At 41.1% G+C, this 17,028-nt stretch carries 18 protein-coding genes; 7 read left to right on the top strand and 11 right to left on the bottom strand.

Annotated features, from left to right (window positions below):
- Positions 1 to 4 precede the first annotated feature (4 nt).
- On the top strand, positions 5 to 1,024 hold the full coding sequence (locus tag V7O67_RS04680; RefSeq protein ID WP_342305973.1) for a methyltransferase domain-containing protein: 1,020 nt from the start codon (positions 5 to 7) through the stop codon (positions 1,022 to 1,024).
- Here the strand turns inward: V7O67_RS04680 and V7O67_RS04675 are convergent.
- From V7O67_RS04675 to alaS, 4 genes are all read right to left on the bottom strand, one after another.
- Complete coding sequence (locus tag V7O67_RS04675) at positions 1,018 to 1,392, bottom strand: response regulator (protein ID WP_342305974.1); 375 nt, start codon at positions 1,390 to 1,392, stop codon at positions 1,018 to 1,020. The genes V7O67_RS04680 and V7O67_RS04675 overlap by 7 nt on opposite strands.
- 74 nt (positions 1,393 to 1,466) lie before the next feature.
- Entirely contained in the window at positions 1,467 to 2,522 is a 1,056-nt protein-coding gene (locus V7O67_RS04670) for a response regulator (RefSeq protein WP_342305975.1), read from the bottom strand.
- Between the two features lie 94 nt (positions 2,523 to 2,616).
- Positions 2,617 to 3,957, bottom strand: a complete 1,341-nt coding sequence (gvpD, locus tag V7O67_RS04665) for a gas vesicle protein GvpD P-loop domain-containing protein (RefSeq protein ID WP_406671058.1) — start codon at positions 3,955 to 3,957, stop codon at positions 2,617 to 2,619.
- Positions 3,958 to 3,983: 26 nt separating this feature from the next.
- Complete coding sequence (gene alaS, locus V7O67_RS04660) at positions 3,984 to 6,758, bottom strand: alanine--tRNA ligase (protein WP_406671056.1); 2,775 nt, start codon at positions 6,756 to 6,758, stop codon at positions 3,984 to 3,986.
- 330 nt (positions 6,759 to 7,088) lie between these two features.
- Here alaS and V7O67_RS04655 point away from each other — a divergent pair, with 330 nt between their 5' ends.
- From V7O67_RS04655 to surE, 3 genes are all read left to right on the top strand, one after another.
- Entirely contained in the window at positions 7,089 to 7,370 is a 282-nt protein-coding gene (locus V7O67_RS04655; protein ID WP_406671054.1) for a hypothetical protein, read from the top strand.
- Between the two features lie 97 nt (positions 7,371 to 7,467).
- Positions 7,468 to 7,884 carry a hypothetical protein gene (locus V7O67_RS04650; protein ID WP_342305979.1) on the top strand — a complete coding sequence of 139 codons (417 nt, stop codon included), beginning with the start codon at positions 7,468 to 7,470 and terminating at the stop codon, positions 7,882 to 7,884.
- A 66-nt stretch (positions 7,885 to 7,950) separates the two neighbouring features.
- Positions 7,951 to 8,739, top strand: a complete 789-nt coding sequence (surE, locus tag V7O67_RS04645) for a 5'/3'-nucleotidase SurE (protein WP_342305980.1) — start codon at positions 7,951 to 7,953, stop codon at positions 8,737 to 8,739.
- 73 nt (positions 8,740 to 8,812) lie between these two features.
- On the opposite strand, the gene tnpC is transcribed toward surE, so the two are convergent.
- The 3 genes from tnpC to moaA all read right to left on the bottom strand — a co-directional run bounded on the left by tnpC (position 8,813) and on the right by moaA (position 11,486).
- Positions 8,813 to 10,261 carry an IS66 family transposase gene (gene tnpC, locus V7O67_RS04640; protein ID WP_406671421.1) on the bottom strand — a complete coding sequence of 483 codons (1,449 nt, stop codon included), beginning with the start codon at positions 10,259 to 10,261 and terminating at the stop codon, positions 8,813 to 8,815.
- A gap of 146 nt (positions 10,262 to 10,407) precedes the next feature.
- Positions 10,408 to 10,557, bottom strand: a complete 150-nt coding sequence (locus V7O67_RS04635; RefSeq protein WP_342305981.1) for a hypothetical protein — start codon at positions 10,555 to 10,557, stop codon at positions 10,408 to 10,410.
- Positions 10,558 to 10,559: 2 nt separating this feature from the next.
- A complete protein-coding gene (gene moaA / locus V7O67_RS04630) occupies positions 10,560 to 11,486 on the bottom strand; it encodes a GTP 3',8-cyclase MoaA (protein WP_406671051.1) in 927 nt (308 codons plus the stop codon).
- An 89-nt stretch (positions 11,487 to 11,575) separates the two neighbouring features.
- Here moaA and V7O67_RS04625 point away from each other — a divergent pair, with 89 nt between their 5' ends.
- The 3 genes from V7O67_RS04625 to V7O67_RS04615 all read left to right on the top strand — a co-directional run bounded on the left by V7O67_RS04625 (position 11,576) and on the right by V7O67_RS04615 (position 14,346).
- The gene (locus V7O67_RS04625; protein WP_406671049.1) at positions 11,576 to 12,895 is read left to right on the top strand and encodes a cobyrinate a,c-diamide synthase; all 1,320 of its coding nucleotides are present in this window, start codon (positions 11,576 to 11,578) and stop codon (positions 12,893 to 12,895) included.
- Positions 12,896 to 13,179: 284 nt separating this feature from the next.
- Positions 13,180 to 13,500 carry a DUF167 family protein gene (locus V7O67_RS04620; RefSeq protein WP_342305984.1) on the top strand — a complete coding sequence of 107 codons (321 nt, stop codon included), beginning with the start codon at positions 13,180 to 13,182 and terminating at the stop codon, positions 13,498 to 13,500.
- Between the two features lie 378 nt (positions 13,501 to 13,878).
- Entirely contained in the window at positions 13,879 to 14,346 is a 468-nt protein-coding gene (locus V7O67_RS04615) for a toprim domain-containing protein (protein WP_342305985.1), read from the top strand.
- Positions 14,347 to 14,364: 18 nt separating this feature from the next.
- Here the strand turns inward: V7O67_RS04615 and V7O67_RS04610 are convergent.
- The 4 genes from V7O67_RS04610 to V7O67_RS04595 all read right to left on the bottom strand — a co-directional run bounded on the left by V7O67_RS04610 (position 14,365) and on the right by V7O67_RS04595 (position 16,968).
- Positions 14,365 to 15,047, bottom strand: a protein-coding gene (locus V7O67_RS04610) for an IS1 family transposase (RefSeq protein WP_342303728.1) whose coding sequence is annotated in 2 segments (ribosomal slippage) — positions 14,365 to 14,718 and positions 14,721 to 15,047 — 681 coding nt in all. Because the reading frame shifts where the segments join, the coding sequence is not laid out codon by codon here.
- A 63-nt stretch (positions 15,048 to 15,110) separates the two neighbouring features.
- The gene (locus V7O67_RS04605; RefSeq protein WP_342305986.1) at positions 15,111 to 15,479 is read right to left on the bottom strand and encodes a DUF356 domain-containing protein; all 369 of its coding nucleotides are present in this window, start codon (positions 15,477 to 15,479) and stop codon (positions 15,111 to 15,113) included.
- Between the two features lie 167 nt (positions 15,480 to 15,646).
- Positions 15,647 to 16,462 carry a pyrroline-5-carboxylate reductase gene (gene proC, locus V7O67_RS04600; RefSeq protein ID WP_406671046.1) on the bottom strand — a complete coding sequence of 272 codons (816 nt, stop codon included), beginning with the start codon at positions 16,460 to 16,462 and terminating at the stop codon, positions 15,647 to 15,649.
- 17 nt (positions 16,463 to 16,479) lie between these two features.
- Positions 16,480 to 16,968, bottom strand: coding sequence for a multiprotein bridging factor aMBF1 (locus tag V7O67_RS04595; RefSeq protein ID WP_406671044.1), 489 nt, complete (start codon positions 16,966 to 16,968; stop codon positions 16,480 to 16,482).
- Positions 16,969 to 17,028: the final 60 nt, after the last annotated feature.

The following is a 17,028-nucleotide window of genomic DNA, read 5'->3' as shown; positions in this document are numbered from 1 at the left end:
ATATTTGGCACGCAAAAAACAATTCAAGACAAAAATGATATCCGATAAGGATGGCATTAGATTCGCAACTCCTGAGCCTGTTGCGGAGTATAGGGCAAAGAGATTGCAATGCAAAGTGATAGCGGATATAAGTTGCGGTATCGGAGGACAGGCACTCTACTTTGCGAAATACTGCGATTTTGTATATGCAATAGAGATTGATGAGAAAAAAATATCCTACGCAAAAAAGAATGCTGAGTTAATGGGCATCAGTAACATAGAGTTCATAACCGGAGATGCCCTTGCAACAGATGTAATAGCAGCCTTACCAACTCTTGATGTGGTATTCTCAGATCCTGCCAGACCCCCTACGGAAAAAGAAAGAAACATCGATAACCTGAGCCCACCCATTCCGGAAGTAATGAAAGCATATGCCGATAAAACTTTGAATTTTGCTTTTGAGGCACCACCCCAGATCACACCTGAAAAAATAGCTTATGATTGTGAAAAGGAATACATGTCCCTTGATGGCAAACTTAATCGTTTGAATTTATACTTTGGTGAACTGAAAAAAGCTGATGTTTCTGCTATTGCGCTACCTGGTAGCACAATTATTAGGAAAGATGGCGAAACAATAAATGCCAATAGGACGGATAAACCCGGAACCTACGCATATGAACCAGAAGAATGTGTTACAAAAGCAGGTATTCTTGACCAACTGGCGATTTCTTTTAAGAAGAAGGCTGACATTAGCATATTCGAGATCGATGATAAAAGAGTATTAATAAGCTCTGATATTCCATTAGAATCTAAGTTGTTCAAAAACAGCTACAAAGTATTGCAGGTAATGGAATTCAATACCACGAAGATAAACTCATACCTGAAGCAGAACTCTTTTGGAAAGGTAATCATCAGGGCATCAATAGAACCTGAAAGATACTGGGAAGCACGTAATGATCTGGAAAAGGAACTGAATGGTGAAAGGAAAGCTCATCTTTTTCTAAGGAAAAATGATGCTATCATTTGTGAAGTGTTGCATCATTGAAGTTTCATTTCCAGAAGTTCCCTCGTTCTCTTTATGAGTTCCTTCCTGCTAAAAGGTTTGGTTATATAGTCATCTGCTTTTAACACATGCAAGCCAAGCATCTTATCGAATTCCTGGCTCTTCACAGTAAGCATGGCTACAGGCAAAGATGGCTCTTTTTCTTTTATCTTGTGGAAAGTTTCCCATCCATTCATGTCAGGCATCATGATGTCAAGCAAAATAGCGTCAGGTCTTTCCTTATCAATGGACTCAAGACATTCAAAACCACTTTTTGCCCCGATAACTTCTATCATTTCAGATTCCAGAATCAATTTTACAAGGTCTATGGTATCTTCTTCATCATCTACAACCATAATTTTGGGACACATAATTAATTAACAGCTCCTGAAAAGAATTAATTATAATATTATCATCAAATTATATATATGTAGCCAATATATAGTTATTCCTCTTCAACCCAACCCAGACGTCTCATAACCATCTTTATTCTTGCTTTGACCTCGCGTTTATCGAATGGTTTGGCAATGTAATCATCAATACCAAGTTCCATTCCCTTTACTTTATCCTCAATGGCTGTCTTAGCAGAGATCATTATTACAGGAATATCACTTGCAGCTTTACTTAATTTAAGATTCTCCACAACCTCGTAACCATCCATATCAGGCATCATGATATCAAGAAGGATAAGGTCAGGAAGTTCTTTGAGGGTAAGCTCTATAGCTTCTTCCCCATTGTGCGCCACTAAGAAATCATAGGGTTCACTTATAAGAGAAAGTTTCAACAATTCCGGGATATCCGGTTCATCATCGACAATGAGAATCTTGAGTCTTTCCCGTCTGATCTTCTTCTGCATCGGTTCGAATTCAATAGAACCGTCCCCAACCGAGTATCGGAAATCAAAATCCTTCAAACCAATCTCCGTGTGTATCTCACCCACATTACTAATCTCAATGACCACATCAAAGAATGATTTTATAAGGACTTCTGTTTCAGATGGCAGAATGTTCTTGGAAAGCATGGAGAGAATGCTTCCATTATTTTCAGCTACTTTCTTTTCGATGAACTTAATAAAATTCTCGACTACCTGCATTGTGTCGCTTGCCAGCACATTCATATTGTCTATGATAAGCAGGGTGCGCGAATTATTTTGAAAGATGTTAGATATATGTGAAGCCATTTTTGTATAGTCGGCTACTGAACTGCAATAAAAAGTATCTTCATAATGCTGTTTACCGGGAGCATCGATGTCAATGAAGAACATCCTGCTGCTTGGCTCAAGATCAAAGCCAAAATCCTCAAACCGATTAAATATCTTATCCCGGGAAGCATTCAGACACAACCAGACTAGTGTCCGGTCAGTATCTTCCCTTAGTATATTCGATACATAAAAATACACCAGGCGCTCTATGAAACTGTCAACTGGAGCAAAGAATAATGCATTCTTGTTGGACAATTCCTGCCTGAGGGTTGAAAGGATTTCCTGCGTTTGAACATTCATTGACAAGTACCTTTTAATTTTGTTTAGTAAATATTATTGGTTTTATTTTCTTATTAATGTTTGGGCAAAAAATGTACTTGCCGTACTAAAATATTCATTTCATAGGAATTAAACGAACCTGAGGATATCCTTGAACGAATTCCATCTGGACCGCAAAAATACCGGTTTTAGGTACGACCCCATAAACAACAAGAGTCTTGTCAACGTTCTCAAACTTCCAGTGAGTTGTGGCCATGTGCGCTACAGAATCAGTGATCTTCTGACCGTGTTTTGCAACTGCAAGAACAACATTGTCAGTAGTTTTGGTTACTGACGCCATTTGGCCTATAATAGAACCTATGTTTTCCCAGCCATAGTTGTATTCCATACTATCCAGCCCGATATAATCAAGAAGAGGAGAACCATGTTGACGCATCATCTCATTCTTTGACTGATAGAACACATCCATATCCTTATAGACATTACCCGAAAATGCTGCTATATAGGGAGGAATACGTCCCTTAAGGTCACGTATCTCAAAACCCTTGAACTGTCCGGGAAAAACATGTTCTGTAGTGAAGGGAGAGATGAGTCTTTTCTCGGTTTCAACACTAGTACCCTCAGTAGGAATACTCAGCATCCCCCTACCCAGGTTCAAATGATTGATAAATGTAGGAAGCAAGAGACTGTAAAAGGAATCACCCACACCGCTTGTGATCTCAAAAAGGTTGAAACTGCCTTTCTGATAACCGCCCCCCAATATCTCATCAAAATCACGAATACCAGTCGAGATCTTACTTTCAATAGGGTCGGGGAAAGGTTTTGGAACCTGCGTTTGTTCGGGATACGATACCGTGAATGGTTCAAAGCTATTGAACTTACCACCATCAAGAGTAAAAGGATATCTTGATTGGGACAGTTCCACACCACGTATCTTCAGCAAATTGACTTTTCGGAGGTCAGCATCTGATATCTCAGAAACTTCCAGAGACACTACTCCATCGACAAGGTAATCAAGAGAAGTGACCTCAGTCTGTTCGGTGATAAGTACAAGATCTGCATTCACCTTCCTGGAAAAATCAGAAAGGAGACGTTCAAGTTCGAACTTGTTATCTTCCCACTGGGAGGATCTTGTTGTCGCAATACTCAGAGAATCTATGGAGTCCACTACTATCATGGGTTTTGAATCGCCCGATTCCCAGATGACTTTGATTCTGGAAGCTAGCATTCTGAGGAAATCTTCATTATTGCTGAAATCCCCTTCAATCCACGGGAACTTACCATAAGATGAGGATTTGTCTATCCGGGGAGAAATGTAAATGCAATTTCCTTCCGGACAGAGCTCATTCAGTATTCCGAATATGAAAGTAGTTTTACCGGTACCTGGTTTGCCTTTAACGAGCAGGGACTTCCCAAACTGGGAAGAAAAGAACTGCCCGATCTCCCCTGGAATCATTTCAATTCCTCATACTTATTGCTATATCAATTGCTGATCTGTTCTGCAAGCATATTGCGGCCAGCTTCAAGAGCTGAATTTATCTTGCTGGCATCAATGCCGCCACCACGAGCCATATTCGGACGACCGCCACCACCGCCGCCAACTACTTTTGACATTTCCCTGACGATAGAACCTGCATCTGCACCGGCTTTCAAGGCGTCATCGCCTGCGGCGGCAACGATCTTGACACCTTCCGCATCACTTGCCAAAAGCACGACCATGTCCTTGTTTATAGTCAGCTCACCGGCAATCTTCACGAGTTCATCAATATCAACGTTTGGAATGACCTTTGCCACGAGACGAATATTGCCTATATTTACTGCTTCATTGGCCATCTGGCTGACACGTACATGTGCCAGTTCATCTTTGAGCCTTTCGTTTTCTTTCTTGAATTCTTTCCATTCACCGAAGAAACGCTCGATGGTTGATGGCAGGTGTTCGGGAAGTACACGCAGTGCTTCTGCCGACTGGTCAAGATAGGATTCCATCTTTTGGGTGGCCTTCACTGCCGCAAGACCGGCAGCATATTCGATACGCTCCACACCATCCTGAATACGTTCAGTCTTAAGGATCTTGATAGGGCCTACAAGTCCCGTACTTATACAGTGAGTACCTCCACAGGCCTCAACATCATCTGCAACTTTGAGAACACGGATAGTGTTTCCCGGAGGGACACCTCCCTGATAGAGCTTGAAACCATACTTCTTCTCAGCATCAATACGGTCCATCCACTCGGCAGTAACACGCTGGTTCTCCATCACCGTGCGGTTGGCAATCAGTTCCATCTGGTTCAGTTCATCCTGAGTTATGCGTTTGTAGTGAGAAATATCAAGGCGGGCACGGTCAACTGCCTTCTGTGCACCGGTCTGCCACACATGGTCACCAAGTACCTTCCTTGCTGCGTCATTCACAATATGTGTCGCAGTGTGGTGGCAGGCATGAGCCATCCTCCGTTCCTCATCTACCTTTCCGACAACCAGGTCACCTTTTCTCAGGTGAAGCTCATCTTCTACATCTTCTATGATATGAACAACAACACCGTCCACAACCTGAACATCAATAACATTCAGGACATTATCATAGACCGTGATAGTACCATGATCTGCAGGTTGTCCACCACCTTCAGGATAGAAAAGGGTACTATCAAGCACCAGATGATTATCAAAGACATCCAGCACAACTGCCTCGAATTCCATCCTTGTAGGTTCGTCATAAAAGAGACGCTTTGTTTCGGGGAGTTTCTCGACCTTTTCCGCATATGGGAAAACTTTTTCCTCTTTAGCCTCGGCCTTGCTGTGGCCCTCAGCAACAAGCGAATAGAAATTATCAGGAAGTTCGGTATCTACTCCCATTTCAGACGCAACCTGTTTTGATATCTCAGGAGGGATGCCATGACTGTCATACATCTCTATGACCGTTGAGAGAGGAATCTTCTCACCTGAGGACTTGTAATGTTTTGCAGATTTCTGTATCATTCGCCTGCCACGATCAAGGGTCTCAGCGAATTTTCTTTCCTCATGTTCCAGTATATCCTGAATAACATCAAGCTTCTCACTAAATTCAGGATATTCTGGCAGATTATTGATGTGCATCTCAACTATCTCTGACAGAGGAATCCTGATATCCATATCATTCATCATCCTCAGAGTTCTGCGAAGCACCAGGCGTGCAAGATATCCTGCTTTGACATTTGATGGAATTATGCCATCAGCCAGCATGAAGGTGAGACAGCGGGTATGATCGGTTATCGCATATACATTCTCCACAGGTTCCATAATAGCCGAAAGTTTGTCCACAGTGGTACCAATACTTGAAGCTACCTGTTTACGAAGCTCGAAGAGATTTGCCTTCTCGCTTACATCCATGAGTCCTGCAAGGCGGGCATTCTGCGAAAGGATGTTAGAATATTCTGAATTGTCCAGCTCATGCTCAAGACCTGCAAGTTCCATGAGTTCATTGACAATGTTGGGGAAAACAGCATCGTATATTGTAGGAGAACCCTTCGAAGCCCATACAAAACGCTCAAGGCCATAACCCGTATCAACAATATAGTCATCCATCTTACGGTATTGCTCACCTTTTATTGGAATGTCACCTTCCTTTGACTGTTCCAGATTCATGAAAACAAGCGTGGCAACTTCAAGGCCACCTATAAGGGCTTCAACACAGGGACCGGCATTACCACCGCCAGCCCAGGGTTCCTCCTTATAAGTCACAGCCAGGGGGTCAGCCCCAAGGGAATTGAAAAGCTCATCACACAACTCCATTGTGCGATCTTTCCAGTAGATTTCTTCGTCCTTTTTATTAAAGGCATGATGGGCCATCATCTCAAAAGTAGTTAGATGGCGACCACTTCGCCCTACCGCATCAAGATCTGAAAGGCGGATGCATGGCTGGGAGATAGTAAGCGGATTTGCCGGCGGTTTTACCTGGCCGGAAGTGACAAATGGCTGAAAATCAGCAATTGAAGCGATGGTCAGATAAATGTCATCCCTCCACCTGGCAACAACAGGATATCTTTCCAGTCTGGTATGACCTCTGTCTTCGAAAAATTCAAGATAGTACTCCCTCATTTCAGCGAGGTCGAACTTTTTCTTGAAAACCGGATTGCCTATGAAACTATAGGGGTCACATGGGGCATCCCCGCATGTACTCCTGTCGACATCACGTGTCCAGAAAAATTGACCACATTTTGAACACTGCTTCCTAATAAAACCGTTTTCAGAAAAAAAATCAAGCTGATATTCATCCTCAAGCATAATTATTCCAACTAAATGATTGTTTAAGTATAATTCGTTTTTAATCTAATTCATTTTTAGTCTAATTTATTCTTCCAAGTATACCCCAATGATTAAAAACATTTCTTATCAAAGCAATAACATTTGAAAAATACATTATTACTTATAGTATATAAACACCCGCATAAATATACATAGAGCACCATGCCAACAGATAGTGATTAATTCAAAAAACCCAGGATATCAGAACCGTTTGTGAACATGGAATGACTAATTCCTGTACATTTTTTGAATTAACACGACATTACCTTTAAGTGTATGGTCACAAGAAGGAGGTAATGGTGATGACCGATGGAATCAATGCGATATATGTCATTAGTGTTTAGAGGTTTGGTCGAAGAGTACAGCAACTCCGGAGTTAGACCTTCCGTTTTCATGGATGCCAGAGGCGACCTTCAGGTATATCTTTGCGATTCGATAAACGATGAAATGGAAGAAGATTTTGGAATTGATACAGAAAGTGAATATGATGTGAATGGCGGACAGTTCGCTCAAGCTTACATTATGAACAAGGCATTCCTCAACGAGACAGTAAAATACAATCTTGAAAGTGAAGCAAGTCTCAGCCAGTAAAACTTTTCAATTGATCAGACTCGTAGGGCCTGTCGAGGGAATAAACGCACGGAAATGAGGTAACAGGTACCTACATACAGTCTTAGGGTGAAATACAATGGACTACAGGAAATTTTTGAAAGTTCTTAAAAATTCAAAGCATGTGTACAGAGAAGATTATATCAAGAAAATCTTTAGAAGTTCACATTATGATGTTGGATTATTCGAGGAACAGCTGAATGAGTTCAATGAAACCCTTAAAAGCAGCGATTCTGAGCTTGCAAAAGAATATATGGACAGGACCATACTGGCGCAGGTAATCGATGATGCATCTATACTGCTTGAAATAGTAAAGGACAGTCCATGCCTTACCAGTGAACAGAACGAGAATCTAATTCAAATGATACTCGATCTTGATGAAATGAGTGCGAATATCGAAGTACTTGAAAAAATCAAAGCACTTGCAGACATGGGTGAACAGAAAAACTTTGCTACATCCACACGCCGGAAAGACAGGATATATGCAAACGTTTGAATGCGCCCATTGAAACCTACTTTTTTATCCATTAATTTTAAGGCATGAGCTTACAATGGTGTAAGCATGTCAAAAAAGATATTAGTCACAAATGATGACGGTGTTTATTCTACAGGCATACATGCTGCCCATAAAAGTGTTGCTGACCTGGGAGATGTAACAGTCTCTGCCCCTATGATGCAGCAGAGTGGCGTTGGCCGCTCAATATCTATTTTTGAACCACTCAGGATAACAAAGACCACAATTAATGGAATTGAGGTCAATGCTGTTGCCGGTACACCCACTGATTCAGTCATACTTGGAATATTCTCAATCATGAAGCAAATGCCTGATCTCATTCTTTCTGGATTCAATATCGGAGAAAACATTAGCACAGACACAATAACCACATCAGGCACAATAGGTGCTGCATTGGAAGGTGCGAGTTATGACATCCCAGCCATTGCTGCATCCATACAGGTTATGGAAGAAGGCGACAAGTTTGACGACAACAGGGAATTCAAGCACGACTATGATGTGGCCATAAAAGTTGTCAATAAGATAGCAAAGAAAGTCCTGGAGCATGGACTCCCCGATAAAGTGGATTTGCTCAATGTCAATATACCACACCTTGTTGAAAATGACCCGGAGATAGAGATTACACGCCTTGCCAGGAAATTCTTCAAGACCGACGTGGAAGAACGACATGACCCCAGAGGAAGACCATATTACTGGATAGCAGGAGAATTGATCGAGGACGAAGAAGAAGGTACCGATGTCCATGCTATAATGCAGAATGGAAACGTCTCAGTGACACCAATATCACTTGACGCAACTTCCCCAATAGACTTTTCAGAAATTGAGCACCTGCTGTAAAACAGGTTTTAAAACAAATAAAGTAACTATTCAGCCTAGCTCACTTCCACCAAGCTGATTTCTTCATCCACGATCAATTCTGCAACTTTGGAACAAATGAATTGCCATAAAATATTGCACTAATTGCATCGATAACAGATTCAGAATTCTTATTAACAGTAGACACGTATCCTCTTATACGGCAGAAATTTTTTGCACCCTGTTTACTGCGGAAAGTACCTGATATCTTCTGCTGTACTTTCGTCATTCTGATCTCTCTTTCAGCCTGATTGTTATCAAACGGAACGTTTTGGTCGTACATAAATCGCAAGATATCCTCTTTATGGCCAATAAACCTATCCAGCAAATTCTTTACCGTGGTCTGCTTCTTACGTCCTCGTTTTTTAGACCGCACATTTGATTCCGGATCAGGAGGATTTTCATTCACTCCTAAACAAGTTATGTGATCATAATCCTCACTGAACCTTTGAATTAGCTCAGTATCTAAAAGATCATTATCAACATGATGTTTAATGCATATCAAGAGATCACTCATTATCTTTGGCCACTGTTGATCCCTGTTTTCGGAAGCTCCAGTTAACTCTCGTAATAAATGTGCATTACATAATGAATGTTGACATTCATATTTGTTGTACGGTTTCCAAAAATCATGTGTTGCAACACCAGTGTAACCTGGTAATATGCCCATAGCATCCATTGCTTCTGAGCCCCTTTTACGATGTGCAAAATAATAGGTCAGTTTGTCTGTACCTGCCACATGAAGCCAATTACGAACTGCATTTATTCTCATTCCTGTTTCATCCAGATTGATGACAGGAGATTCTTTCAGGAGATGTTTCACTGTATTTTCAAAAGCTCCAAGCTTCTCAAAACAACTACGTTCCGTGTTCACCAAAGTAGCAGGACTTATCTTGCATCCCAAAATATCAGAGAACAACTTGGTAACACGCTGATAAGGAAGTAATTGGTAAGTGTGCAAATAAACTGCAAATGACTTAACTCGATGACCGTATTGAGTCGGCTGAGTTACACCATCTGGAAAAAGAGCTTTGTTTACATGAGAACATTTGGGACATGTTTTAATCTCGCAACGATGTTCAATGCAATTGATAGTTATAGGAGGAATGTCAAAGACCTGTCTTCTTTCATAGTCAGAGGGAACAGAAGCTAACGATCTCCCACAATTGACGCATTGATTAACAGGATGAACAATAACTTCATCCGGATCATCATTTATTCTTAATGTAGTACCAGGATGACCGTTTTGACCACCTACATGCTTATTGGTCTTTTTTCTTTGACTTTTAACGGTTGGTTTATTCCGTGCATAAGAATCAGTAGAAGGTGGTTTGCTACTGTTGCGACTATTCTTTTCAAGCATTTCTTCCAAATGCCTGACACGCTCTTCAAGTTGTGCAATTTGGAGAGATTGATGTTCAATTATCCCAAGTAATCGAGTTACAAGTTCTACTACTGCTTCTGGACCAGCTTCATAAACTGCAAGTATTTCTTCGCGGTCTATACAAATCCCCTCAGATTGATAGACGTTTTTTATGATATTTTACTGAATATTTTTTAACACATAGAATGAAGCCATAGTATATTGTTTTTTGCATCATTAAAACAGTTAGGCTGAATAGTTACCAAATAAAAAGAAAAAAACTGAAATTATTGCTTTACTTTGATAAGGATCTCTTTGCTATCCTTTTCAACACCATGCAAGGTTGTGGCGGCACCAAGTACCATGTTGCCCAGTATGGCCTTGACAAAGTGATTGATCTCGATATTTTTTCCATCTACTATTAATTCAACTTCCATTTTTAAAACTCCTGTAAGTTCCTGCAAAAAGGCACACGTCTGCTTACTGCCAGCCTGAAAAGATCAGGTAATTCATCTTTGCTGGCATTTGAGACATCTACCAGATTGTCGTTTACCAGCAGGCATGGTTTGAGCTTACCATCTGCAGAGACCCTCAGTCTGTTGCAGTTTGCACAAAATTCCGTATTATCCACCGGTCTGACAAACTCAACTTCTGCACCATTAATGATATATTTTTTCCTCTTGTGTAATTCACGAACCTGGACATCCGAGGAAACAGAAAGCAAAGACCTTTCCACCTCATTAGCATCTATCTTGTATTGAGGAAGACCCCCGAAATCCATAAGTTCGATTAACTGCAGTATCACATCACCATTGTAACTACGAGTGAATTCCAGCATATCTTTTATCTCATCGTCATTGAAATCTTTCAAAAGGACCATGTTCAGTTTAACAGGAGTAAGGCCTGCATCAACTGCTTCGTGGATGCCATCAAGGACTTTGTCAAATGTACATTTGGTACAATTGGTTATCTCTCGATATTTTTCAGGATCAAGGGAATCAAGGCTTATGTTCACTCTGTCAAGACCCGCATCTTTAAGGGATGATGCCCTGTCCCTTAACAAAGTGGCATTGGTGGTAAGGGATACATCTTTCATATCAGGAAGACGGACAAGTGCTTCTTCAAGATCTTTCCTTATAAGAGGCTCTCCTCCCGATAGTTTCAACCGATCTATCCCGAATTGCGAACCGATCTCTACAATGTTGACGATAGTATCTACGGACATCTCAGGACTGTGGCCAACATGACCTTCGTTATGACAATAAATACAATTAAGGTTGCACCTGTTGGTTATGGACATCCTCAGACTTCTGACAGTTCGTCCGTATGTGTCTGTCAGAACTTCCCCTTTTCCTGCGGGAGACATAGTACTTAGATAGACGTTATTTATTTAAACATATTGAATACACACCAGGAAGAATAATGCATATATACATATTAGACAAAATAGCCTGCATGACAAAAGCTGTACTGCTGGCGGGAACAAATAGTGGCGTAGGAAAAACCACTGTGTCCATGGGAATAATGGCAGCCCTGAAAAAAAGAAATATGGATGTACAACCCTTCAAAGTGGGACCTGATTATATCGATCCTACCTACCACACTGCTATTTGTGGTAAACCTTCAAGGAATCTTGATACTTTTATGATGCAGGTTGAAGGAGTCAAAAATACTTTTTCCAGGCACTCACAGAACGCCGACATAAATGTAATAGAAGGAGTAATGGGACTTTTCGATGGCATGGGAGCTACCGAGATAGCAAGTTCCGCACATGTTGCAAAATCACTTAATCTCCCCGTGATCCTGGTGGTCAATGTTCACGGAATGTCACGGAGTGCAGCAGCAATGGTCAAAGGATTTTCAGAATTCGACAAGGACGTGAATGTCGCCGGAGTTATACTCAACAAAGTAGGAAGCCCCAGACACTCACAGATGATCATCGATGCTATTCAGGACATTCCTGTCGTAGGCACACTTCCGCGTAACCAGGATGTCAGTGTTCCCTCCAGGCACCTTGGCCTTTTCATGGCTCATGAACAGGATTTTGACACATCAGAACTCGCAGGTTTCATTGAGGAAAATATCGATCTGGATGCAATCATCTCCATAGCCGAAACTGCACCTGATGTTGAAGATGTACCTGTTGAAGAAAGCTCTTCGGAAGACAAGGTAAAGATAGGTATTGCACTGGATAGTGCATTCTGTTTCTACTACCAGGACATGTTCGATGCCTTCAGGCAGGCCGGAGCAGAAGTTGTTTTCTTCAGTCCGATAAAGGAGGAAGTTCCGGATGTCGACGGAATGTATTTTGGAGGCGGTTATCCCGAACTCCACATATCTGAGTTGGAAAGTTCAAAGACCACAAAATCCCTGAAAGACCTCTCCGCCGACGGCATGCCCATTTACGGCGAGTGTGGCGGGCTTCAGTATTTATCGAAATCCTATGAGATCGATGACACTGTTCATAAAATGGCAGACCTGTTTCCTGCAGAGACTGTGCTGACAAAGAAACTACAGGCACTGGGATATACCGAAGGTACTGCAAAGGGTGACTTTATAAAGGGAACTGTAAGAGGACATGAGTTCCACTATTCGGTAACGTATTGTGCTGACGATGCAAAACTGATCTACGAAATGAAACGCGGGAAGGGGATCGTGGACGGCATGGACTGTATCACCGAACATAACTCCCTGGCAAGTTATACCCACGCACACCCTGCTTCATTCCCTGTGAAAAGCTTTGTGGATAAATGCAGGGAATATAAGCGTTGCTAAGTATTTGTAGAGATTCAAGACGTCACCTTTATATGCGTCACGCGTTGTATTAAAAGTGCGTATTGTTAGGTCCTTGCATGAGAACATGGCAGAGCCTATCAGTGATTGTACAGACAACCTCAATACGCTACACTGGATAGTGCGATAAAGCCTGTCACGAGGGAAACTGGGATGGACAGCGGAAAATCCATAGGATGATATCCCGGAGTTAGTGCGTCAGACGACAGCATTATCCTATCCTCATTATCTGTTTTAGGTTAATTGATTATTTGATGGTGCAATGAATGTCTTTTGAGGATGCATTGAAAAAGGTTGATGCAGGAGTAATTATTGATATTGAAGTTACCCCTGGATCAAAAAAACTTTGCGTTCCAAGCGGCTATAATCTATGGAGAAAACGCATAGAAGTGCGTTTGTCACAAAATGCCCAGAAAGGCAAGGCCAATGAACAGCTTGTAGCCAGCCTCGTGGATCTTTTCCAACTAAGGTCAGCTGATATTTCCATTGTTAATGGTATGCATAATTCTAAAAAATCTCTTCTTTTAGAGAATGTTGAGTATAACACTGTCATTAACATTCTTGAAAAAAAACTACCGCAGCACTAGGATAGATCATCTGCCCAGATGATTAAACCAATACTTTCACCCTACTTGCCTTTGCTTAATATATGCATATGACAATCTAGTACCTGAGGTGAAATACATGGATGAATATTTCGAAAACCTGGTAGAAAGAGCCAGTCATTATGAACAATTTGAAGAATTCGTTCGTTATTACAAGTGAATATTATCTCCTTGCCGTAAAAGATCCTCCGATCCCGAAAGTTTGCTTTTCATTACGGCAGGGCATTTACTTGTAAATAACGATTTTACTTATGCACATTTTTTAAAACATGTTACGCCATGGATTCAAAGGTCAGTTTTTAATCGGATGAAAAGTAACTCTAAAATCAGTATTTTAAAAGAATAGCCACGGATATTTTCATGCAAAGAAGAAACACAAATTCAAAAAAACCATTAAAAGCACCTTTTGTTGTTTATCAGAAAAGACTGAAAATGATCGAAGAACTATTGGATGAATTACAGGAACTTGCTATTCAAGAGTCAATAATTGTGGTTGAAGGGAAAAGAGATATTGTTGCCCTTAAGACATTGGGTCTGAAGGGAGATTTCCGTCTTGCCACCCATCACTCACTTATCAACTTCTGCGAGGAATTGGCAGAAAGTGGTCAAAGAATAGTCATTCTTACTGACTGGGACAGAAGAGGAAATATACTGGCTTCAAAACTTGTAGAAAATCTCCAATCATTGGATTCAAACCCAGAAACGAGGATAAGAGATTTGATTATCAGCCTGGTCCAGAAAGAGATAAAAGATGTTGAAAGTCTTCCAAGCTACGTTAGAAAACTAAAAGATATAACCAAAGCTACAGACGTTACGGATTCTTTTTAAGATAAATTTATGGCATTGTTAATTAAACATAGCTAGTTCTTTATTCCTATATTTCATTAAGAGCAAAACGGAGATTTTTAGCATTTCAAGACTTTTAGTATAACACTTTGACTTTCTCCTTAGTCTTGCCAGGAAATGCCTAAATATGCTGTTGTATCCTTCAACAGTATATGTTTCTGCTTTTGATCGAGTATGGATGTTTCTGGGGACTAACTTGGCATATGCCCTCCAATAATCCGTCATTACTTCCCCAACCTCTTTTGTCTTTAACTTTTTCCAGAGTTTTTGTCCTGTTTTTGTTCCTCTGCTGCCAAAAGAGCAATCGATGAATTTCTTCCCATATCTATCAACAGCAATCCATATCCAGCAGTAGTTTTTTTATTCCCAATATAAGTATGCATCTCGTCCAATTCCACAACAGAAATCTCATTTTCACTTTTTAGATCCTCTAATTCACTACCAAATTTTCGAATCCATTTTTGAACAGAAACATGACTAACGCCCAAAAAACGTCCAATTGAACGAAATCCCAACCCCTCCAGATAGAGTTGTAAAGCCTGTCGCTTAACAGATACGGGGCTAGCGGTGGATTTTATATCTACTGAATAGTTGTATCCACAATCATGGCATTTGTAGCGTTGTCGACCATCAATCCTACCGTTCTTCTTATGACTGGAACTCTTACACTTTGGACAATTCATATATAAAAAGAGGCCATCATATTATATAACGATGTTTAATTACCAAAGCCAAATTTATTACTCTCAATGGTGTTGAGGTTCAAAATTCCGCTCGAACTCAGGATATAGTTCGGACTTATCCATGAGTTCTTCATAAACCTCATGTCTTGGGCTTACTATTACCACATGAGCAGGTGGATGTATCTTCCTTAACTTACTAATGGCAGCACCTGCATTGTTGTCGAGTTCCACCAATGCTGCAGAATTGCATTTTGCCCTAAGTGGCACACCTGCAACACTAACAAGAAGGTTATCAGCGTAAAGTGGTTCAATTCTTTTCGGTTTTGATGCAAACCTAATTCTTCCATAATGCTCAAGATCATGTAATGCTACATTGACCTTGTCAGCATTATCCCCGCGAATTACAGCAAAAGACTTAATGTCAATCCCCATCCCAAAAAATCCCCTTGTACAATTTTTCCATATGCATATCTCTTGAACTACGTTTTTACTTCCCGCACCTAATGTTTGGATTCCCTAGCTCTATTATAGTTAAAACTTTTTAATATAATAAACTTTTCTATTTTGAGAGATATACAATATGGTTTTATGGATAGGAATTATTTGGCTAGTTCTTTTGAACGGTCTGATGACTCGATCACTGCCTTCATGAAAGCTGCCCTTACACCACATTCTTCCAGAACACGAACACCACGAATCGTCGTTCCTCCGGGAGAAGTAACCATATCTTTTAGCTGGCCAGGATGAGTGTTTGTTTCAAGTACCATTTTTGCAGCACCCAAAACTGTTTGTGCTGCAAGCACTATTGCACTGTTCCTGTCAAGACCCTCAAAAACTCCTCCGTCTGCCATTGCCTCAATAACAGGGAAAATAAATGCAGGTCCACTGCCCGAAAGCCCGGTAACCGCATCCATAAGGTGCTCGGGAACGATCAGGGAACTTCCCACTGATCCGAATATAGCCAGGACATCATCAGCATCGTCTACGGATGCATTTCTACCAGTAGATATTGCAGATGCTGCCTCAGCAACTGTTGCAGCTATGTTCGGCATTACACGGACAACACGAGTTCCTTCCTTGAGTTCGTCCTCAATTGCCTCAAGTTTAACACCTGCTGCAATAGAGATTATCAACTTGTCTTCAGTAATGTCATCCTTTATGGATGCTATCACTTTTCGGAGTATCTGTGGCTTGACTGCAAGTACAATTACGTCAGAGTTAACGACTGTAACTTTATTATCGGTGGAAACATTGACACCTGCATTTTGCTTCAACGCATCAAGAGATGGTTCATAAAGGTCACTTGCATATACATTGGAAGGGGAAAAGAGCCCGGCATTGCATATCCCATTTATTAATGCGCTGCCCATTTTCCCGGTTCCTATAAATCCCAGTTTTTTAGCGTCAAGACTCATTTTATCACTAATTGTCCTTATTTACGTTTTATCTTCACAATATCACCAAGTGTGGTACCACGATTAAGGCGGTCGCCACTCCAGTCACTGTCACCGGTTTTTTCTGTAAGCCTGATGTCAAGGGCTTTTTCGATCTTGTGAAGAACATCATCCTCAGGGATAATTTCCTCACGCTCGATCTTCTTGAGCAACATTGCTTTTTCCTTGATCTTTGAAGCCAACTGATCATGTGACCATTTCTTACGTTCCCTGGCTTCCCGTATAGCCTGACCATAGTCGTCAATAAGCTCGTCGACTACCATTTCTGGAGCCTTACGGGGAGGTCTGCGGGTTCCTGAGGTCACAGGGCTGCGACTAACAGGTGCAACCTTCCTTGACACAGGAGCACGCTTGCCAGTTGACTTACCATACTGGGAACATCTTCCACATACTGTGAGTTCACTACCGTCTATACTTACTTTAAAAGAAGGCCCCTTGATATCAGTGCCACATATTTCACATTGCATAGATCTCAACTCATAAAAGCCAAATCTCGTCTTTACGAAAGGGCTATATACCCTTCCGGC

The organism is Methanolobus sp. ZRKC4, from assembly GCF_045291305.1.
In the GTDB taxonomy this organism is placed as follows: domain Archaea; phylum Halobacteriota; class Methanosarcinia; order Methanosarcinales; family Methanosarcinaceae; genus Methanolobus.
The sequence above is the reverse complement of the archived record's forward strand: the minus strand, read 5'-3'. Positions and strand labels throughout refer to the sequence as shown.